General features: G+C 69.8%; 15 protein-coding genes. 2 read left to right on the top strand and 13 right to left on the bottom strand.

Annotated elements, in window-relative coordinates:
* Positions 1-352: 352 nt before the first annotated feature.
* Positions 353-1,486, bottom strand: a complete 1,134-nt coding sequence (locus C2L58_RS45105) for an IS701 family transposase (protein WP_103343756.1) — start codon at positions 1,484-1,486, stop codon at positions 353-355.
* A gap of 291 nt (positions 1,487-1,777) precedes the next feature.
* On the opposite strand from C2L58_RS45105, the gene mobF reads away from it, so the two are divergent.
* Complete coding sequence (gene mobF / locus C2L58_RS45100; RefSeq protein WP_103343755.1) at positions 1,778-6,889, top strand: MobF family relaxase; 5,112 nt, start codon at positions 1,778-1,780, stop codon at positions 6,887-6,889.
* Here mobF and C2L58_RS45095 read toward each other — a convergent pair.
* The 10 genes from C2L58_RS45095 to C2L58_RS45050 form a co-directional block, all read right to left on the bottom strand.
* Positions 6,883-7,779 (bottom strand): NYN domain-containing protein, encoded by an 897-nt coding sequence (locus C2L58_RS45095; protein ID WP_233226285.1) that lies wholly within the window; start codon positions 7,777-7,779, stop codon positions 6,883-6,885. The genes mobF and C2L58_RS45095 overlap by 7 nt on opposite strands.
* A 142-nt stretch (positions 7,780-7,921) precedes the next feature.
* A complete protein-coding gene (locus tag C2L58_RS45090) occupies positions 7,922-8,614 on the bottom strand; it encodes a hypothetical protein (protein WP_103343753.1) in 693 nt (230 codons plus the stop codon).
* Positions 8,611-10,491 (bottom strand): type IV secretory system conjugative DNA transfer family protein, encoded by a 1,881-nt coding sequence (locus tag C2L58_RS45085; RefSeq protein WP_103343752.1) that lies wholly within the window; start codon positions 10,489-10,491, stop codon positions 8,611-8,613. Before C2L58_RS45085 ends, C2L58_RS45090 begins: the two co-directional genes overlap by 4 nt.
* A 42-nt stretch (positions 10,492-10,533) precedes the next feature.
* Positions 10,534-11,661 carry a C40 family peptidase gene (locus tag C2L58_RS45080; protein ID WP_233226284.1) on the bottom strand — a complete coding sequence of 376 codons (1,128 nt, stop codon included), beginning with the start codon at positions 11,659-11,661 and terminating at the stop codon, positions 10,534-10,536.
* A complete protein-coding gene (locus C2L58_RS45075; protein ID WP_199191733.1) occupies positions 11,658-13,085 on the bottom strand; it encodes an ATP-binding protein in 1,428 nt (475 codons plus the stop codon). Before C2L58_RS45075 ends, C2L58_RS45080 begins: the two co-directional genes overlap by 4 nt.
* 107 nt (positions 13,086-13,192) lie before the next feature.
* Entirely contained in the window at positions 13,193-14,698 is a 1,506-nt protein-coding gene (locus tag C2L58_RS45070) for an SCO6880 family protein (RefSeq protein ID WP_103343751.1), read from the bottom strand.
* On the bottom strand, positions 14,695-16,179 hold the full coding sequence (locus tag C2L58_RS50135; RefSeq protein ID WP_199191732.1) for a hypothetical protein: 1,485 nt from the start codon (positions 16,177-16,179) through the stop codon (positions 14,695-14,697). Before C2L58_RS50135 ends, C2L58_RS45070 begins: the two co-directional genes overlap by 4 nt.
* On the bottom strand, positions 16,113-16,928 hold the full coding sequence (locus C2L58_RS45060; RefSeq protein WP_233226283.1) for a hypothetical protein: 816 nt from the start codon (positions 16,926-16,928) through the stop codon (positions 16,113-16,115). The genes C2L58_RS50135 and C2L58_RS45060 overlap by 67 nt, the downstream gene beginning before the upstream one ends.
* Positions 16,929-16,931: 3 nt before the next feature.
* Positions 16,932-17,222: a hypothetical protein gene (locus tag C2L58_RS45055; protein WP_233226282.1), complete on the bottom strand. Its 291-nt coding sequence runs from the start codon at positions 17,220-17,222 to the stop codon at positions 16,932-16,934.
* A gap of 92 nt (positions 17,223-17,314) precedes the next feature.
* On the bottom strand, positions 17,315-18,238 hold the full coding sequence (locus tag C2L58_RS45050; RefSeq protein WP_103343749.1) for a hypothetical protein: 924 nt from the start codon (positions 18,236-18,238) through the stop codon (positions 17,315-17,317).
* Positions 18,239-18,477: 239 nt separating this feature from the next.
* Here C2L58_RS45050 and C2L58_RS45045 point away from each other — a divergent pair, with 239 nt between their 5' ends.
* Positions 18,478-19,134 carry a hypothetical protein gene (locus tag C2L58_RS45045; RefSeq protein ID WP_103343748.1) on the top strand — a complete coding sequence of 219 codons (657 nt, stop codon included), beginning with the start codon at positions 18,478-18,480 and terminating at the stop codon, positions 19,132-19,134.
* A gap of 10 nt (positions 19,135-19,144) precedes the next feature.
* Here the strand turns inward: C2L58_RS45045 and C2L58_RS45040 are convergent, their stop codons facing one another.
* Both C2L58_RS45040 and C2L58_RS45035 read right to left on the bottom strand, forming a co-directional pair.
* A complete protein-coding gene (locus C2L58_RS45040) occupies positions 19,145-20,368 on the bottom strand; it encodes a hypothetical protein (RefSeq protein ID WP_103343747.1) in 1,224 nt (407 codons plus the stop codon).
* Entirely contained in the window at positions 20,361-20,837 is a 477-nt protein-coding gene (locus C2L58_RS45035; RefSeq protein WP_146073804.1) for a hypothetical protein, read from the bottom strand. Before C2L58_RS45035 ends, C2L58_RS45040 begins: the two co-directional genes overlap by 8 nt.
* Positions 20,838-20,923 lie beyond the last annotated feature (86 nt).

Below are 20,923 nucleotides of genomic sequence, written 5' to 3'. Positions count from 1 at the left end.
CACGGGTGACATCCTTCCACGCAAGGCCGAAGCCTCACACATGAGGTGTCAAGCAAACCCTGGGCAGACCCTCCCGCACGAAAGCGGCCGCCGATCTCCGGATCGGCGGCCGCTTTGCTGTGTCGGCACAGCCACGGGACCGCGCAGGCGCCGGCAGACGGCGCCGGGGCGCCTTAGTACTGCAACGGCAGTCAGGTGAGTGGATAGCCGCGGCGTTTGTAGTGGCTGCGGCGGGCTTGGTGTTGTCGACGGCGGCGAAAGCATGACCAGGCCCAGACGTGCTCGACGGTGGCGGTGACACGCAGGACCAGTCTGGTGAGCAGGTGCCGGATCTCCGGTAGCGTGTATCCGATCATGCCCGGCTCGCCGACACCGATTCCCCTTTTATGGCCAGAGATCGGGAGACGGCGAGCCAGGCGTGGGCCAGCATCGACAACGTGATGTGGGCATACCACGCGCGCCAGGACCGGACCTGGTAGTGATCGAGTCCGGCTTCGTTTTTGGCCTGCTGGAAGCATTCCTCGATCCGCCAGCGGGTCCCGGCGATCCAGGCGAGGTTCAGCAGGGTCGAGCGGCGGGGTCCGTAGCAGACGTAGTAGGCGATCTCGGTCGGATCCGAGAGTGAGCGGCGGGCGAGCAGCCAGTGCCCGCGCCCGGCCCGCCAGCCGATCCCGAGCGGGATCCGCGCCCAGTCGTACTCGCGGGGCCCGTGCGCCCCGGCCCCGACCGACAGCCGCCGCCACGACCGGGCAGGCAGGCCGGCGATCAGCTCGTCCGCCCGGGCCTCATCACCGCCGATGGTGGTCAGTAGGTCGTTGACCTTGGTGGCCAGCACATACGCGGCATCCTGCTCCTCCAGCCACGCCCGCAGGTACTTGACCTGCCCGTAAGCCTCATCAGCGGTGATCCACGCGAAGGGCACCCCCGCGGCGAACGCCCGCGCCAGCATGCCCATCGCCTGCCGCGGCTTCGTCTCGAACTCGGTCCCGTCGGGGATCCCGGCCCGCCGGCACCGAGCAGGGTCGGCGATCCACGGCTCGGGCAGATACAGCGCCCGATCAATCAGCGCGTGCCCGCGCCCGGAGGCGTAGGCCAGGAACGTGCCGATCTGGCAGTTCTCAATCCGCCCGGCGGTCCCGGAATACTGTCGTTGCACCCCCGCCGACCGCACACCTTTCTTCAGGAACCCGGTGTCGTCCACGATCAGCACACCGTCCGGCTGACCGAGGTGCTCGATCACGTAGTCCCGCACGTCGTCGCGGACTCCGTCGATGTCCCAGTCCGCCCACCGCAGCAGCCGTTGCATGCCGTCCGGGGACATCTCACCGGCCTGCTCGGCCAGCGTCCAGCCGTTCTTCCGCTCCAGCCCCGCGACCAGCCCGGACATGTACTCCCGCGCCCGGGCCCGCGGCTCCGACCGGGTGAACCGGCCCGCGATCCGCTCATGCACCCGATCCAGCTGATCCAACACCACATCGACCACCACCGGGATGATCTATCACACGCCACCCGAGTGCCGTTGCAGTATTAGTGCAGGCGCCGGCGCTCGACCCGAAAATCGGTCACCACCACCACGCCCCACCAACCCCGCCCCGCCTACCGCACCCAGCCCACCACCACACCCCAGCCCCACACCACCCCACCGCCCACTCACCCCGCCGACCACGCCACCGCCACCACCTCACCCAACCTGCCCCCTACCCCGCACACAGCACGTCTTGCAGACGTTCTGAACCGGGTGGGCGGCTCCGCGTTTTCGGCGTAGTCTGGTGTGGACATGATGGGCTTGCGGAAGCTGAGCCCTGGTGGTCATGAGTACCTCACGAACACGGTGGCGTGCGCCGATCGCAACCGTGAGCTCGCACCCGGCGAGCTGTTAAGTGACTACTACCTCTCCCGTGGTTACCCGGCAGGCCAATGGTTCGGCGCCGGAGCAGAGCACTTAGGACTCTCCGGCGCAGTCACCCCTGCCCAGATGAACGCCCTCTTCGGCGAAGGCCGGCACCCACACGCCGACGCCATCGAAGCCGAAATGATCGCCAACGGCGCCACGGCCGAAGAAGCACTGAAAGCGACCCGGCTCGGTCGGCGGTTCCCGCAGTACTCCGCGCTGGACCACCTGCGTTCCCAGGTGTCGCAGGCGTACAAGGACCACAACCGACTGCACGGGCGTCCGATCGGTGCGCCTATATCTGCGCAGAAGCGCGCGGAGCTGCGTCGCGGCGTGCAGCTGCAGGCCTACCGCAAGGCCCACGACGGGAAAGGTCCTGCCAGCGACATGGAACTGAACAAGTGGCTGGCGGAGCAGAAACGCAATCTCAAGTCGGCGGTGTCCGGGTTCGAGGCCGTGCTCGCGCCCGACAAAACCGTCTCCATCGCGTGGGCGACGGCATCACCGGCCGGACGGAAGCGCATTGTCGGCATGGCCCGCCAAGCGGCCCTGGACACCGTGTCCTACATGGAGCGCAACGTCGCGTTCACTCGCCGCGGGAACATGGGCGAGGCTCAGGTCGACGTCAACGGGATCACCGCCGCGTTGTTCGAGCACTGGGATTCCCGCGCCTCGGATCCGCACCTGCACTTCCACGTCCTGATCTCGTCGAAGGTGCAGCGCAGCGACGATGGCGAGTGGACCGCGCTCGACGGCCGCACCATCTTGGCCGCGACGGTGACCGCGTCGGAGTACTTCGACAACCGCCTGCGTGACCTGTTCCGCGAACACGGCGCGTCCTGGGTGCAGCGGGGCGCCGAAGGCGTGGACATGAAACGCCCGGTGTGGCAGCTCGAAGGTGTTCAGGTCGAGCTGGTGAAGCTGTTCTCCCAGCGTCATCGTCAGTTCGAAGCCGCTCGGGCCAAGCGCATCGTCAAGTTCCGGGCCACGCACGGGAAGGAGCCGACGCCGAAGGACATCTTCGTCATCGACCGGGCCGCCCAGTACGACAACCGCCCCGGCAAACAACCGCCCAAGACGCTGCCGGAACATCTCAAGGCGTGGCGCGAGCACGCGCTCAGCATCGTGCCCGCCACGGTCCTGGACACGCTCACCGACCGCGTATTCCTCACCGGACGCACGGAACCGGACGCGTTCGACATCGCCAAACTCGCCCAGTCAACGCGGGAGGTGGTGTCGGACAATTACAGCCACTTCTCGTGGTGGAACCTCGCGGCCGAAGCACACCGCCAGACCGCGCACCTGAAGGTGCCCGTCGACAAGCGCGAACAGCTCGTCGACGACGTCGTCGACACCATCCTCGCCCAGCCCGACACCCTCGCCCTCGTCGGCCCGACCGCGGTCAACGAACCCGCCTCGCTGCGCCGCCGGGACGGGGAATCGGTCTTCGTCGAGCGCCGTTCCACCCGCTACACCACCACCGCCACCCTCGCCGCCGAAGGTGACTTGGTCGCGTGGGCCCGCCGCGGCGGCGGGCACCGGCTACGGGTCGACACCGTGGAGAAGGCTTTGGCCGGGCAGGGCCTCAATGTCGGGCAGACGGAGATGGTGCGCCAGTTCGCCCGCTCCGGACGGCGTCTGCAGCTTGCGTTGGCGCCGGCCGGGGCGGGGAAGACCTCGGCGATGAAAGTGCTGGCGACTGCGTGGCGGCGCACGGGACGCCGCGTCTACGCCTTCGGCCCCTCCGCCCGGGCGGCCCAGGAGCTCGGCACGTCGATCGGCGCTAAGCCGCACACGCTGCACCAGCTGACCACCGCCTTGTGGTTCGGATTCGCCCACCGTGCGTTCCCGATGGAGGCCGGGGACCTAGTGATCGTCGACGAGGCGGCGATGGCCGGCACCCACACCCTGCACAAGGTGGTGAAGCACGCGCTGAAAAACGGCGCCGATGTACGACTCATCGGCGACGACGCGCAACTGGCCGCGGTCGAAGCCGGCGGGGCGATCCGGCTGATCGCCCACGACGTCGGCGCCGTGCGGTTCCGGGAGATCGTGCGGTTCCGCGGCGACGACCGGGAAGAGCAGGCCGCGGCGTCGTTGCAGATCCGGGCGGCGAACCCGAAAGGACTCGAGTACTACTTCGAGTCCGGCCGGGTATCCGACGGGTCGCTGGAAACGATGCGCGACGCCGCCCGCTCGCACTGGCAGGCCGATCTCGACGCCGGCGTGCAGTCGCTGCTGATCGTGCCGACCAACGAAGACACCGTCGCCCTGAACATCGACGCTCGCGAACGGCGCCTCAACCGGGGCCTGGTCGACCGCGGCAGGGAGGTGGAATTGCACGACGCGACTACCGCGGCGGTCGGGGACTGGGTCGTTACCCGGCACAACCAGCGCCTGCTGTCGCTGTTCGGGGGAAAGGACTTCGTCAAGAACGGCGACGTCTGGACCGTCACCGCTGTCCACGCCAGCGGCAAGATCACCGTCCAGCACCGCGTCCACAAAGCCTCCATCACGCTGCCGGCCGGGTACGTCCAAGCCCACGTCGAGCTTGCCTACGCCGCCACCGTCAACCGGGTCCAGGGCATGACCAGCACCGGCAATGCCCACCTGCTGGTGCCACCGACGATGACCCGCGAGCAGTTCTACCCCGGCATCACCCGCGCCATGCTGCGCAACTTCCTCTACGTCGTCACCCACCACCACGTCATCGATCAGCACCGCGAAACCCCAGAACCGGTGTCCCCGGAGTCGGTACTCACCGGAGTGCTCAATCACTCCGGCGCCGAGGTCTCGGCAACCGAGACGATGCGGGAGGCGCAGGACGCGGCAGTGTCGATGGGCACACTCGTTCTCCGCTACAACTACACCGCCACCTACCGCGACGAGGACCGCTACCGCGCCATCCTCACCCGCCACGCACCCGCCACCGTCGACCTGGACAGCGAACCGGCACTCATCCAGACACTCCGCAACGCCCACGACCTCGGCTGGGAACCCGACCCCCTCGTCGCCACCGTCATGCGCTGGCGCCAGCCCCTGGACGAGGCCGACAACCCCGGCGCGGCGCTGCAGGCCCGGATCACCACCCACCTTGAGCGGCGCCGCCCGCCCTCAGCCACCGGGCCACCGCAGCCGGGCGACGTCACCCGCTGGCGGGGCATCGTCGATGCGATCGCCCCGCACGTCGCCGTCGAAGACCACGACTGGGAGAAGATCTGGGGCCGCGCAGCCGGTGCGCTGGCGCTCGGGTTCGACGTCGACGCCGCGCTGACCATCGTCGCCCATCAGCTCGCTGCGCGCCCAACGGTGCCCGATCCGATGCCGGACGACCGCTACGCCGACGCCGCTCTCGCCGCCGAGCTGGAGCGCCGACGTGACCGCGGTGAGGCCCACGTGCGCGCCGTTCCCTGGCTGGCCCGCCCCGACTTCGCCCACGTGCGTCACCATCCCGGGCATACGCAGTACCTGCACGAGATGAACCTCGCGATCGCCGACCGCGTCGAGCACCTGCGCGCCGCAGTGATCCGCGACCAGCCGGAATGGGTCTCGGAGCTTGGGCCGCGGCCGGACAACCCGATCGCGGCAGAGGAGTGGGACGACCTGGCAGGCCTGGTCGCCGCCTACCGCGAGACCTTCCGCATCGACAGTGAGGCACCGCTGGGCGCCAAGCCCGACAGCTATGGCGCGAGGGCCCACGCCTGGCGCACCCTGAGCGAGCGCTGGGACACCTTTGGCCGAGCACCGGTGACCGACCGATCCGGGTCCGCAGCGCCTCGGACAGCCCCCTGGGCCGCCGAGCGCGACGACCTGTTCGCCGAGTTCGAACATGCCGATGAGCGCGTTGTCCTCGAGCCTCTGAACGTGCTGGTGCGCCGTTACGAGTTGCTGGCCCGCGACGGTGACGAGGACCGCTACCTCGACGTCCTCGCCCGCTACGTCCCCGGCGCGGTCAACGCCGGCGCCGAACCCGCCGCACTGAACGCGCTCGCCAACGCCCAAGACCAGGGCTGGCAGGCCGAACGGCTGGTCCGCAAGCTCGCCGACGACAGCGGCTTCGCCTGGGCCAGTGACCCCGCCGCCGTCCTCGCCAAACGCGTCTCCGCGCACGTCAGCGAACACCGGCCACCGGCGCGGATCGGTACACCGACCGACGAGCAGATCGACCGCTGGCGCAGCATCGTCGCCGAACACCTACCCGACGCCATCGTGACCGGCGAGCAGTGGGGCATCGTCTGGCGCCACGCGGCCGGCGGGACCGCTCTCGGCCTCGACGCCGACACCGCCCTCACCGACGCCCTCAGCCAGCTCCCCGGCGACGTCACCGGCGCCGGGGAAGGTGACTATCGCCGCGCCGGCGAGGCACTCGTCGCCGCCCTGACCGACCGCCACAACGCGGGAGAAGGACTGCACGACGCACTCCCGTGGCAGGCCCAATCAGACTTCGGAGCACCCGGCGACCATCACGGTGCGCTGGCACGGCTGGACGGTCTCAACGGCGAGATCGCCGCCCGCGCCGACCAGCTGCTCGACCAGGTGCACCGCGAGCAACCTCGCTGGGCCGCACAACTCGGGCAGCGACCCGACGTCGCTGGACCGGCCGCGACCTGGGATCAGACTGTCCGGCTGGCCGCGGCGTACCGTGAAACCTACGGAATCACCACCACCGATGCCGCCTCCCCACTCGGCCAGCGACCCGCCGGCCACGGCCCCAAAGCCGACGCCTGGGACCAGATCACCACCCAATGGAGGCAGCTGATGACCACACCAGACCGGCAAGACGCCGCATCCGATGCGATGCTCACCGTCGAATCACGCCGCGACACCCTCGACGCCCTGCGCGACGAATTCACCAGCGGCGTCGCCGCCCGCACCCAACAGCTTCAGGATGAAGAGGAGAAGGAACGGCAGGAGTCACGCCGCGACGAGGCCGAAGACGAGTACGACTACCGACACGAAACCCTCGGCGACGACCTGCACCGCGGCATGGGTTACTGACCGGCCCGCGGACCTGGGTCGGTGCGCTGGCGCTCGTCCAGCACGTAGACCACTGCCGGCTTCCCTGCGCCGACCGAACGGCGGTCGACCTGGAACAGCGTTGTGGCTTCGATCAGGCCGCTGAGTTTCGGGTAGCCGTAGTTGCGGGCGTCGAAGTCCGGGCGCCGTTTGAGGATGATGTTTCCGACCGCTGCAAGCGGCGCCCAGCCGTCCTCATCGGACGCCGCGTCGACCGCGCTGCGCAACAACGTGACCAGTCCGGTGTCCTGCTTCAGCTCAGCAGGTGATCGACGCGGGTCTGGTTTCTCGGTGATACCGACCGGGCTTACCGGGCTGGTCGCGCGGACCAGGTTTTCGGTGTAGACGAACTTGTCGCACGCTGCGACGAACGGAGCGGGTGTCTTGCGTTCCCCGAATCCGTAGACCGTCAGCCCGGATTCCCGCAGCCGCGAGGCGAGGCGGGTGAAGTCGCTGTCGCTGGACACCAGGCAGAATCCGTCGAACCGGCCGGTGTAGAGCAGGTCCATCGCGTCGATGACCATCGCCGCGTCGGTGGCGTTCTTGCCGGTGGTGTAGGCGAACTGCTGCATTGGCTGGATCGATGCGGTCAGCAGCTGTTCCTTCCAGCCGCGCAGGTTTGTGCCGGTCCAGTCGCCGTAGGCGCGCTTGACGTGGGCGGTGCCGTACTTGGCGACCTCGGCCAGCAACCCTTCGATGATGCCGGGCTGGGCGTTGTCCGCGTCGATGAGCACGGCCAGCTTCACCGCGTCGGAGTTCACCAAGAACGTTGTCCCTTCACTCAAAGCCCCGTGACTGTCACATTCGCGGGCGCGGATGCGATGCGGCCCCGCGTGTCGCCTGAGCGTGCACGATGTCGGCTCCTGCGGCAACGGGACGCCCCGAGGCGGGCTATGTACTGCCACCTCGGGGCGTCCTGTGAATGCCGGCTGGATCGCAAATCGCTGCCACGCCGGTGTCATCGCTGATGACGTAGGGTCCGTCAACTCGGCACGCGCCGCGCCCAGCGTGGTGTCACGGCGGAGTTGATCCTTGATCTGTGTCCTCGTCCAGCTCCACGGCTTCCGCATCCTGCGGCAAGGCGTCGCGCTCAGTGGAGGTGGAGGCGTCTTCGGCATCCAGGGTGAAACGGTCGGTCAGTGGCGTCGCGCCGACGGCCTTGTGTCCCTGAGTCAAGCATTGCTGATGGGTCCACTCGGTGATCATGCGTTCGGCGAACCCGGCCCGCCACCGGTCATGCCAGTACTGGGCGTCGCTGGCCTTGGCGCCCTTGCCGACGTGCGCGGCCCGCCACGTGTAGGCCAGCGTCGCCAGCTCCGCCACCAAACCCGGGTGGCGCGGCCAGCACTCTGGGATCGCGACCGCGCGAGTTCCGCCTTTGCCGACGTAGACGGCGTTGTAGTACTGCACGAAATTGGTGACCGTGAACACCGGAGTCTGGTCCCGGTGCTGCTTGTCCTCCGCGGCCGGCGGTGCAGGGAACGGCAGCCACGGCGCCAGACGTGGCTTGTCCTCCGTGTCATCCTCCAGCTCCGCGATCCTCCGCTGGAGCTGTTCGATCTCGGACTGCTGAGCCTGCATCCTTCCCCACAGTTCCTCGGTCATCGCGTCGAGTTCGGCGCGCGAGCGAGAAGCCTGGTTCGCGTCATCCGCTGGTTGCGGTTCCCCGGGCTCAGGGGTGGTGATCTCGTAGTCGTCGTCGTTCATCGCCCTGGCTCCGACACGCTCGGGGCTTCCACCGTCGTCGGCGGGAGCGGACGGAGGTAGCCGTCGGCGCCGACTGGGGTGTCACCGCGGCGGATCGCGGCGACGTCGGCTTGCAACTGGGGCCAGTCCGGACGCTTTCCAACGTCAACGGTGCGGCCGAGGATCGGGCGGAGGTTGCCGTGCAGGATCAAGACCCGGTCGCGGTCGAGAGTACGGATGTCCCCGGCACGCAGCGTAGGAACGGTTTCCTCGCCGCTGGCTCCCCGTCCGGCGCTGAAGATCCCGTCGCTGTGATGCTGGTGCGTCCGGCGGCGGTGGTGCCCCGACAGCGTCGACAGCCACTCCAGGGTTTTGTCGTCTTTGAGCCCGGGGAGGGCAGTCAGGGTGAGGGTGTTGTCGATCAGCTGCAGCCGGCCGGGTTCGCCGTAGAGCTCGTCCAGCTGGGAGCGGGACTGCGCGGACCAGTGGATCAGCACGCCGCGGCCGGCGGAGTCGGCGATGATCGCCGGCAGCCGCGGCACCGGCGTCCCGGCGAACAGCTCGTCCAGGATCGCCGTCGTCGGCGGCTCCAGCCGACGGCGTTCACACCGCAGTGCCGTGTCCTGCGCGGTCGTGAGGATCTGCTCCACCAGGGCAGTCAGTACGGCGCGGGCCTGGGGCGCCTGGTGCTCGCCGGCGACGATGAACAGGCTGCCGCGGCGGCGCAGGAACCCGTCGATGTCGAGTTCCTGCGCCGGCGCGGGAGTGGCGAAGTACCTGATGGCGGGGTTCATGAACGGCTCGATCGCCCGCCGCACCGACATCCAGACCGCGTCCGCAGTCTCGGCGACCATCCCGATCTCCGAGCGCAGGTTGAACGCCAGCTCGGGGAACCGGTGCCGCAGCAGCTGAACCGGCTCCTGATCCGGTGGCTTCGTGACCGACCAGACCACCAGGTCGGTGACCGTCCGGTCGTGCAGTGCCGCTGCCAGCAGGTAGGCCTGCAGCACGATGGTGGCGCGGCCGCGGAACACCGCGTCGTTGCCGCCGACGTCTTCCAGCCCGAGTGAGGACGCTTCGATCAGCGTCTCGGCGCGCCGCAGCGCGACCGCGGGGTCGGCGCAGCCGGTGACCGGCGACCAGCGGGCGTGGGCCGGCCAAGACAGCGTCCCGGTCGCATCGATCGCCAGCACCGGCCCGGCATCCGGGCGGCGGGTGCGGGCCAGCAGGCACCACTCGGCGAGGTCGTTCTTTGTTGTCGAGGCGATCAGCGCGCCCGGCGCGGCGAGGACCTTGTGCACCAGATCCGTCCGCGACTTGCCGGAACGGGTCGGCGCGATCGTCCCGGTGGGGGTCTCCAGCGAGGTCACCAGTCGTTGGTGTCGGGGGCCCCGGTGCAGCGGTACCGCGATCTGCTCGACGGGCGCGGTCCGGCGCTGCTCGTCGGTGAGGTCACCGCGAGTCCACACCGCGGTCTTGCGCGCGGCCGCGACCGACAGGGTCTTGGCCATGTCGCGGCGACTGGCGTGTCCCGGGTCGGTGGGCCCCACCCGTCGCCAGACCGGAATCGCCACGCCGACCGTGAGACCGGCGGCGAGCGTCGTGATGGTGGTGAACCAGATGTAAAACGCCAGCTGGTGATCGCTGATGGCGTTCGACCACGGGCCCGGCAGGCGTGCTCCTGGGTCGGCGGCGTGGAAAGCAACAGTGAGTACGAAACCCGCCCACGTCGTGATCGGCGGCCACGTCCAGCTACCGGTGTGGAAGCCAGTGACCAGGACGGCGGCGGTCACGACGATCGCGCCGAGGGTGCACAGCGCTGCTAGGGCGGCGATCGCGAGGCCCGTCAGGGCGACGTCGCGGTCGAGGTTGAGGGTGTCGGTGCGTGTGCGCGGCATCGGCCGCTCCTCCCGGACAGCGGGAGAGCGGCACCACGTGGTTCATCGGAGTGGGCTCCCTCCCGGTGGCGGGGAGGGCGTACTGGGGTCGGCGATCCGGCGGATCGCGACGATCTTCGAGGTCCACGCGGAAAGGGGTTCGAGGATGACGCCGGTGTCGGTGTCGTAGGCGTCGACGATCAGGCCGTGCCCGGCGTACATCCCGACGTGCCGCGGCACCTGCGCAGTCCCCAGCGAGCCGGGAATGAACAGCAGATCGCCCGGCTGCACCTGCTCCAGTGACGAGACGGAGTGGCCGGCGTGGACCTGGCTGATCGTGCCGGCGGGGATGCCGATCCCGGCGGCGGCCCAGGAGGCGAGCATCAGCCCGGAGCAGTCGTAGGCGTCCGGGCCTTTCGCGCCCCACACGTACGGTTTGCCGAGCTGGCCCAGCGCGAAGCCGACCGCCGCGCGCTGGCGAGCATCCTCCGGCAGCGTGAACCCAGGTGGCAGCTTGGTCGGGTCCACCTGGCCCGGGTCGCGGGGGATGTCGGATCCGCCCTGGTCTGGGCACAGCGTCTTGACCTGTACCGCCTCGGTTCCGCTACCGGGCGGGGTGGCCGGCACGGGGTTGTCCGGCCCGGTCCAGAACCGATCGACGATCGCGGCGGCGGCCGGTTCGCGCGGGGCGTAGCGGTCCGGGAAACCGCTGTGCTGTACCGCTTGCTCCGCTTGCCCTGGTGCCATGGTGTCCCAGCCGGGCAGCGCGATGAGTGCGTCGAGGAACTTTCCGGTGGCGTAGACCGGGTTGAGGATCTGCTCGCGGGTACCCCAGCCCTGGCTCGGGCGTTGCTGGAACACCCCGAGCGAGTCGCGGTCGCCGTAGTCGAGGTTGCGCAGCCCGGACTCCACCATCCCGGTAGCGACGGCGAGGACCGCGGCCCGCCTGGGTAGCCGGCGCTGCTGGACGACATCGACGATGGTGCGGGCGATGTCCATCTCCTCGGCGCCCAACTGCTGGCGGTCGACCACGATCGAGCCGCCGCCCGGGCCGCCCTGATCGCAGCCGCTCAGCTGCACGATCGTCGCGGTCACCGCAGGCCCGATCATCAGCGCCAGCACGAGGATCGGCAGGAACACCAAACCGCCCAGCGCACCGGCGACACCGGCGAGCATTCCGTGGGGCTTCATGACGACGTCGCCGGTACGGCGTTAGCGGGGAGCGGGTTCGGCTTCGAAACAAGCTGGGAGTTGGTGTCGAAGATCTGCCGCTCGATCCGGCTGAGCACCGTCTGCACTTTCAGCCCGGTCCGGTTCTCGATCTTCCACAGCGCGCGGCCCTGCCGGTCGTTCGCCCACCCGGTCGTGGCCTCGTGCTCTTTCTCCGACAGTGCAAGGACATCAGCCAGCTCGCTTGCCACGCGGGTCGACTGTCCAAGAAGGACTCGGATCGAGCACAGGGCGAGCAGGTCGCGAGCGATAGCGACTTCCTGAGACCCGGTGGCGCCGACGGAGAGAAAGTCGCCAGGCTTGTGACTGACCAGCACCTGAATCTTCCGCTCGGCTCGGGACAGCCGTAGTTCGCTGTCCACCGCTTGAACGGCGCGAAGCCCGAGCCGGAGCTGGCGCCAGATCTCGTCACGGACGACGATCCGCAGCTCCCCGTCCTCCTGCAGATCCGTCGCCAGCGACGACCACGACCCGAGGCAGGTCAGCGCGACGGCGATGGCTTGGTCGCCGCGGGTGCGAAGCCGCGAGAGGTCCAGGCTCTGGATCGGGGCGTCCCAGTCGACGGTGAAGTTCGTGGACGCGTCGAACAGCCCGGCTAGCGGCCCGCTGATCAGGTTGGCCAGCGCGTCGGTGATCGAGCGGAGGTGGTCCAGGAATTGGCGGCGGCCGGCGAACCGCAGTTCCTGCCACAGCTGCTCGTCCGGGTCAGCCAGGGCCCGGTGGACGTCGGGGATGGTGATGGGCGTGAGGTGGGTGTAGCCGTTGTGGACGCCGAGCAGCTGCCGCAGCACTGCCGAGAGGGCGGCCTCGTCGGTGACGGTGGGCCGGTAGCCCTGGGCTTCGGCCAGCGCGACCAGCAGCTGCACCCACCGGCCCAGCACCCCATCGAGCTCGTCGCGCTGCCGCTCAGTCGACCAGGCGTCCCAGCGGGCGGCCAGGGGGCCGAGGTCGAGGGCGTTGAGACGGGCGGTGCTGCCGCGACCGAGCATGATCGGCGTGACACCCAGGGCGTGCAGCAGTGGGGTGTATTCGCCTTTGACGTCGCCGGAGATCAGGGTGCGGACGCCGGTGAGCATCATTCGCAGCAGGAACGCCACCACCGTGGAGGACTTGCCGCGGCCGGGCTCGCCGAACAGGACCATGTTCGGGTTGGTGCAAATCGAGCGCAGGACGAACTCGACCGGATGCAGGTAGAACGCACCGCCGGAGTGGACGTCGTAGCCCATCCGCGCCCCGACCGCCGGCAATGGACTCCCCGCCAGCAACGGGAACAGCCCGCCGAGAACGTGCGTACCAGCCTGGTAGACCTGCAGCGGCGCCGCGACCGGCGACCAGCCGTGTCCGGGGCGGGCGAACCCGCGCTGGGGTGCTGCGCGCCGGTTCACGCGGGCGGTACGGCCGTCCGGGCGTTGGTGCCCTGTTGGTCTCGTGCTGGGCGCGGGTCCGAAAGTGGCGAGCAGTTCCGCGGCGGTCCGTTCGCCGTCGCGGGGACTCATGACGCGCCGCCGCGCAGTCGGGGCAAGCCCACGCCGACGGGCAGGACGGCGGCGACGAACCCGGCGTCCTGGGCCAGTTCCATCCGCAGGAGCTGGAAGCGGCCGACGATGTCGTTTTCCAGCTTGGCCGCGTGGTCCTCGACATTCCAGGTCTCGGGGATGGTGACCGCGGCGGCGACGGCGAAGCGGACGATGCCGTGACCGGCTGCGACCGCGTGCTCTTGTGCCCGCGCGCCGCCCGCTTCGCGGGCTTCGGCGGCGCCGGAGTTGAAGCCTTTGGAGGATTTCCAGTCCCGCATGACGCCGGTGCGGAACCGCAGCCGGCGCACGGCTTTGCTGGACCGGTGCTGGGACAGGGTTTCGTAGTGGATGGCGAGGCTGCGGCGTTCGCCGGCGGTCTTGACCGCCAGCAGCCCGCTCAGTGATCCGAACACCGTGCCGGCCTCGGGCATCAGCACCGAGTAGGACACCGTGGCGAAGCCGTCGTGATAGTACGCCCGCGGCGAGGGTGCCGGAGCGTGTACTGGGCCTGCGGTCGCCCAGCGGACACCGGTATCGGAGGCCTGGTGGCGGCGCGCGGCGAGGCCTGCGGCGCTGGCCGGGTTGAAGCCGGTGCGGATCGCCACCGCCAGCTCCGGACCGGAGAGCCACGTGACGGTGGTGGCGCCGAGGGACTTGAGCTTGTCCTCGAGCCCGTCCAGCACGCGGTAGAGCACGGCGGCCCGGCCGGCGACCCCGCCCCCAGCAGCGGCGGCGGGGCGGCGGAGGGCGTCTTCGGTGCCGGAGAGGGTGACGAACACTTCGTGCCGGACCGACACCGCCCCGACCAGCCGATCCAGCTCCTCCGATGCCTCGCGCGCGAGCGTCGGGGCACCCGGGACGTCGTGTTCGGCGCGCCAGGCCTGGTAATCGGCGCCGTCGTCGGGGACGGTGCGGACCAGAAGGGTCATCCGGTCGATGACTTCGCGGTGCCCGATCGACAGCAGCAGGTTGCCCAGCCGGTTGGCCAGCCGCTCGCACTGGGCGTCCGAGAGCATCCCGACGCCGGCGTGGGTGAGGCGGGCGGTGGCGCCCCACCGCCCGTCGCCGGTGTCGTGGATCAAGCAGACGCGACCGAGGTCCCGCAGCGGAGGCCCGTCGGGAAACCGCAAGCGGGCCAGCACCCCGGGCAGATCCGGCTCATCCAGATCCTCGCTCTGCCCGGCGACGGCACGCGACTGCCACCGCGACCAGCCCAGCGCGATACCGGCGCGGTAGAGCAGCAGATGCCCCAGCCACCGCAGCGCCGGACGTCCGCGGACCGGCACGACGACCAGCGCCGCGGCCGTGCCGCAGAGTGCGCCCAGTACGAGGGCCTGGCCGAAGTGCCCGGACGCGAGCGCGAGGATCACCGGCACGGCCAGTCCCACGCACACGAACGCCTGGACTGGAGTGAGGCCGATGATCCAGCCCGCGCGCTCCTTGCGGGACAGTCCTTTGTAGATCCGAGTCGCGGTGCTCACAGCAGCACCGCGGCTTCCTCGGCCTCACCGGCAGCCGCGCCGCCGCCGTCATCCGGCGGCGGACCGTCCCCGGGCTTCGGCGCCGGCGGAGTCGGCGGGCCGGTGTCGCCGAATGGATCAGCAGGTGGCGGCTGCCCGTCGTCATCGCCGTCGTCAACAGGCTCGGCCACGCTCGCGCCGCCGACACCGCCTGCGCCCCCGGCACCGTCGGCATCACCGACAGCCGAGTCCGCCGCCTCCACAGCTGGACCGGTTCCCGATCCGTCTACCCCGGAGCTTGAGGAGCCCGCCTCGAGCGCATCGCCGCCGGATGAGCCAGCGTCATCCGTCCCTCGGGAAGCGTCCTCGGGTAGCCCGACGGTCGCGTCGTCCTCGGCGGCGGCCTGGTCGAACCGGTCGACGTTGGCCTGCTCCTGGCCGTCGCCGCCGTCCTCGCCGTCGCCGCTGTTTCCGTTGTCCCCGAACTCTGTGCCGACTTTGTTCCGGAACGCGCCGGCTATCCGCCCGGTGATGCTGTTGGCGCCGTAGGAGTCCAGGCCGGCGTCGGAGAGTTTGTCCCGGAATACGCCCTGCGGGTCGGAGTTGGGGTCGACGAAGGCGAAGAGCTTGAACAGCACCAGCGGCACGCACAGCGCGATGAGCAGCACGCCGATGCCGGCCAGGAGCCCGGACAGGCCTTGGGCGCCGCCGAGGATCGCGACGCCCAGCGTCAGCACGTACGCCAGGGCCGGTTTCATCCCGATGGCTACCAGGCCCCAGCGGAAGACTATCCAGTACCACCGCGCGGTCACGTCCGCCACGAGCCCGGCCGCGGCGATGGGTACGGTGGCGACCAGGACGTAGATCGCGGCCTCGCGGAACACCGCCTCGAAGGCGAACCCCAACCCGGCGGGGATCACGCCGAAAACACCGGCGAGACCGAGCACGACGTTCTTGACCTCGTCCGAGAGTGCGTCAGTGAAGCCGGTCATGTTCAACGCGTCGCGGAAGTTGTCCACTCGCAGACCCGTGGACAGGATCGCTTCGGTCAGCCCGTCGGCGGCGGCGAGGAACGCCGCGAGCACGCTCACGGTGACCGCGAGGGCGATCCCGTACTGGATCGGGCCGGTGATCAGGCGGACGAAGCCCCGCCCGCCGTGCAGAACGGTGGTGATGATCTGCCAGAAGAACATGCCTAGCGCGATGGCCCCGGAGATCCACAGCGTCATCGGCCACAGGATCGACACCGGCCCGTCCGTGGTGGACACCGTGAAGAGAGAGAACTGGTCGACCAGCTCGAACGCGGTACGCAGGATGAACAACGCTGCCGCCCAGGTCGCCGCCATGAGCGGCTCGAGAACCCCGGCCGCGGTCGCTTTGACCCCCGCGCCGGCCAGCCTGCCCAGTGCCTTCAGCAACTCCAGCTCCGCGGGCGTCATCGAACGCCGCCCTTGTTCAGGGGCCGGTAGCCGGCCGCGACCGATTCGGCGCTGCCCGGCCACGCCGACGCCGCGTAGGCCGCGCGGGCGCCCGGAGCGATGCGCCACGCGGTGCCGGTCCAGCGCAGTGCCTGGCAGTCGCCGATGCCCATGCGGGTGCTCTGGCCCTGGTAGTCGAAGCTGAGCTGCCCGAGCGTGCAGACGACGGCGAACCGGCCCTCGTCGGCGGTGCCCTTGATCAGGCCCTGGGACACGTTGTAGGTCACCGTCAGGCCGGGCTTGAGCTCACCGGAACGGATCCCGGCTTCCTCGCGGAACGAGGTCAGCAACGCGAGCGGGCCGCTGCCTTGCGGGGACGGCGCGTGCGGAAGCGCGGACTCGCCGTAGGCCCGCAGGTACGTCGCGGGGTCTCCGCCGTGCAGCGCGGTTTCGTTGAAGTCGGTTAGCCAGCCCAGCGCACCTTCCGCGGTGGCCGGGAAACCATCGGAGATCACGCGGTTCGCGATCGGCGCCGGTCGTGGGACGGTGATCGGTGGGTCGGCCGTGGCGGTGCTGAGTTCGTGCGGCAGGGCTGCCTCGGGCGGCAGGGTCAGCATGGGACGGATGGCCAGCGCGGTCGCCTCGTCGACCGGTGCCGTGGGTGCCGGCGAGGGCGCGGCGCCGGGCGGAGTCGTCGCCGTCGGAGGTGAGAGTGGTGCCGTTGCCTGCCGGGCGATGAGCACGGCCGCGACTGCGGCGACGAGCAGGACGGTGATGGTGATCAGCCGGCGCGTTCGCGTGCGGGAGCGCGGCGATTCGGTGGCGGTGAACATGGCTCAGCCGCCCGCGAAGCTGTTGATCAGCGACCAGCCGATGCCGTAGAGGATCGCGCCGGCGACGGCGCAGAGCATCATGACGACGCCGACTTTCCCGGCGCGGTGGTGATCGACCCAGCGGCCGCCGGCCCAGACGATCAGCCCGATGAAGAAGCCGGCGACGAGCGCGACACCCGCGCCCCACTTGACGTTGTTGAGCAGCCCGAGGATCTTGTCGCCGCCAACCTCGGGCTGCACTGGTGTCGGATTCGGGATCTGGACGAGCCAGTCGATGACACTGTGCGCGGACATCGCGCCCTCCACATCGCACCGCCCGACGTCACGTCAGGCGGGTCAAGTGGGAGGGCGTTGAAGTTTCTTGTCAGCTGAGCGGCGGGATGGCCTCAGCCGGTGTCCTTGTCGGCGGCGCGGCCGTCGCGAACGTGAGCACGGCGTGGCCATGGAATGCGTAGGCCGCGTGTCCGCTGTGGCAGGACATGCCAGGACCGGAGCAGCTGCTCAGCGGGCGCGCGAAGAGACGGCGGTGTCACGTCGGCGGTGACCCCGTGCTCGGCGACGTAACGCTCGTGCGGAAAGAACACCGTGTCGGACAACAGGATGCTGGTGCGGCGGCCTGCGGTACCGGCCACGCCCTTCGGCCACCGGCGCGCGCCCACGACAAGCAGTTGCGTCGGCGGAGTCACCGCGGTCGCCCGCACCCACGGATCCAAGCGGGCCAGGACCTGTTCGGCGTGCGCGAGCCCGGGCACCGTAGGTCGAACCACCAGCGCCGGAATCGGTGACGGGCTGCCGACCCGCAGCCACTGTCCCGGTCCGAGCGCCGGGTCGGTCGCCAGCCGCCACGGGTCGTGGCCGATATCGACCACGGTCACGTCGACCCCGCGACCGCCAGGGTGCCAGTACGGCGGCGAGGGGAACAGCACCGGCTCGACGCCGGTTTCGGACACGTCGAGACGGGCAAGTATCGCGCGGGCGCGCCGGGAGAACCGGATACCTGCCGCTGGGCCGGGCCCGTCCCGCCGCGGCCCATCGGCCCGCGCAGCACGTCCGAGTCCGGATCGGACGGGATCGCCGGCGTCGACGAGCAGGACCGACCGGCCCGCCAGCTGGAGCGCATCGGCGATCGCGACAGCGGTGCTCGTGGCCCCGGCTCCGGGAGAAGCGGCCAGTACCGGCAAGACCCGGCCGAACGGCGACCAGTCGACCAGCTCGGCCACCTGCTCAGCGGACGGGACCGGTTGCCCCTCCGTGTCCGTCGAGTCCACACGGGAGTCAACGTCCACGGTGAAGTTGTCGGATGCGGTCATGACGGGCCTCCCCTCAGCGGTGTTGGTGCGCCGGTGAAGGGTGCGGCGGTCACAGCGGGACCGTGCTCCAACCCCCTGATTGGGGTGGCGTGGGTTGCTTTCTCTCGACGTTCCGAAGATACTCGCAACAAGCGTGGTGCTTACTCCGATAGTAGACGCAAGCTGCGACGTGTCAAATGCCTGCTGACGGTGTAAAGAGCTGCACGCTTACCGATGTCGAGACGCGATGGGGGCGGACCGTGGCACGAGCATCCGAGGACGGATCGAGCCCCGCCGGTGACGATGCCCCCGTCGCCGCGCCCTCGGCTGACCTGCGCTCGCCGATCCCGCGCCGCCGTGCAGTCGACCAGGAGAAACTCACCGTCGCGCTGCTGAACCTGGACACGTTCGCCGAACGGTTGGCCTACCTGTTCGATAACGCCTCGACCTACTATTTGCTGCGCGGTGACCCGGTCGTCGATCCCGACGCGATCGACCGGCTCACCGCTGAAGGCGATCCGACCTTCCTGACCTTCACCGCCAGGCCCCCGCTGATCGCCCAGTGGGTACGGGACCGGACCGGGTTGCCGCTGGCCGAGCAGGCACTACGCAACTTCAAGGCCGGTATCCGGCAGAACAGCCGCCCCGCGATCACCCGGGCGTTGGCCGAGTTCTGGCGCATCCACCCGAACTTGCTCGACCCCAGCGTCCCGGCGACCGACTTCGCACCGCCCGACGACGAAATTGCACGCAAGACCCATGAACTGGTGACCGAACTCGGCTTGGTCGGATTCAACGCTCGCGACATCGCCAGCTCGATTGGCGATGCCCCTGACGCCGACCGCAAACAGCTGCTGCAGGTGGTGGAAGGAATCGCGCGAGCCCGCCGCGCCGCCCGCGACAATCCTGCCTCCTGACGTCGCAGATTTACCGGCTCGGCAATCCCGCTTCCCGGAGTTTGCGGTGTGTCGAGCTGATTCTTGCGGCCATCCGCTGCACTCGGCGGTGGGTCAAAGCGTCGCCGACCTCGGCCAGCCAGCGCGTCCTGGCCGCGTCGTCGACATGCAAGCGTTCGGTCTCCGGCCACCATGCCGGGGACTCGGCGTCGTCGCCGTCCTCACCGGACAGATGCTCCGCGGACGGATGTGACAAATGCGCGACAACCGCGGCGATCGCGATCTCGATGTCGACGGCTGTCGTCGTCCCTGGCGGGACATAGACGTAGAGGGCAAGGGTGTGCAGTTCGTCGCGTATCGCGCGATGGATTCGTTCGTCGATGAGCTGCTCGACAATCAGTAGCGCGTCTTCGATCTCGACCAGCTTCTGGGTCAGGCTCAGCGGGGGCGGGCGGCGGTGGGCGAGCAGCACCCGCAGCCGCTTCCACAGGCGCTCGATCGCGGCGTCCCGGCGCTGAGTGCGGCGCCGGTCGAGCCAGTCGAACAGCCGCCGGGTCGCCGCGGCGAACAGCGACCCGGCGACGAACAGCACCAAGCCGACGCCGTCGGTGAACACCCCGAAATGAGCCCCACGGGGCGGATGGTGCGGGTCGACCAGCAGCCGCAGTGCGACACCGAGCCGCCAGGACAACCCGACCAGCGACACCGCGACCCCCAACTGGGCCAGGGCGACGCCGCCGCGCACCCCGGCGACCTCGCCGCGGGCCACCACGGTCAGACCCAGCAGCAGCAGGGCGAGCCAGCCGACCAGGTAGCCCAGGTAGAGGGCGGAGTAGAGCTGCGAGGACCAGGTCGGGTTCCGGGGCGAGGCGAAGAAGGACGTGTGCGCCCCGGCCAGCGTGTACAGGGTGACCATCGCTGCCGCGCAGACCACGAAGATCGTGACCACCGCTGGCATGGGCAGACGCAGCTGACCCAGGGTGTGCAGGAACCCGGCGGTGAACACCATCGCCAGCATCGCCAGCACGTTCTGCGCCACGACCGCGGCGTTGTGCAAGCCCGTCAGGCGGTCGATCCAGTCCAAGGTCACCGGCGCCCCGGCGGCCAGGGACAACGCCATACAGGCGATGCCGGCGGTCAGGAAGTGGCGGCTGAGCGCGTAGCCGCTGCCCCGGTTGACCACCGCTTTGCGGACTGCCTCGCCCACGCCCGCGGCCGCGGCGCCGAGCCAGAGGAGCGAGACCGCGTCAAGCATCGGCGCACAGGTGCCGTCGCGACCCGAACGCCGCCCGTAGAGCCGTCCGGCCCGGCAGCCGATCGCGATGGCGCGCCGCCCCTGCGTTCACGTGCTCCCGCAGCAGGCACGCGAACTGCTCGGCTTCGACCTCCCACCGGTCGTCCGGGCGTGTGCGGCGGCCGCACGCGTAGTTGCCGGGATGGCCGAGGATCCAGTGCCCGATCTCGTGGAAGGCGATGTGCGCGGCGTGCGCCGGCACTGCTTTCGCCACCACCGTCAGCCAGCACTCCTCACGCGAGCGCGCCAGCAGCCCGCTGGCCCCGCCGCGCCTCAGCGGCATCCGCCCCAGGACCACGGACATGCCCCGTTGCTGTCCCAGCGCGTCCAGGAAGGCCCGCAGTTCGAACGGATGACGGATCGGCAGGGCGCTGATGATGGTTTCGCAGCGCCGGATGAACTCCTGATCCCCGTGCTCGGTCGTGCTCACTTTCACCCCTGTGTGCCTTCGACGTTTCCAGCCGGCCCCCGCCGGCACCCCTTGCTCGCCCACCACCGTCGATGATCTTCATCGCG

This window comes from Amycolatopsis sp. CA-126428 (genome assembly GCF_002904335.1).
In the GTDB taxonomy this organism is placed as follows: Bacteria; Actinomycetota; Actinomycetes; order Mycobacteriales; family Pseudonocardiaceae; genus Amycolatopsis.
The sequence above is the reverse complement of the archived record's forward strand: the minus strand, read 5'-3'. Positions and strand labels throughout refer to the sequence as shown.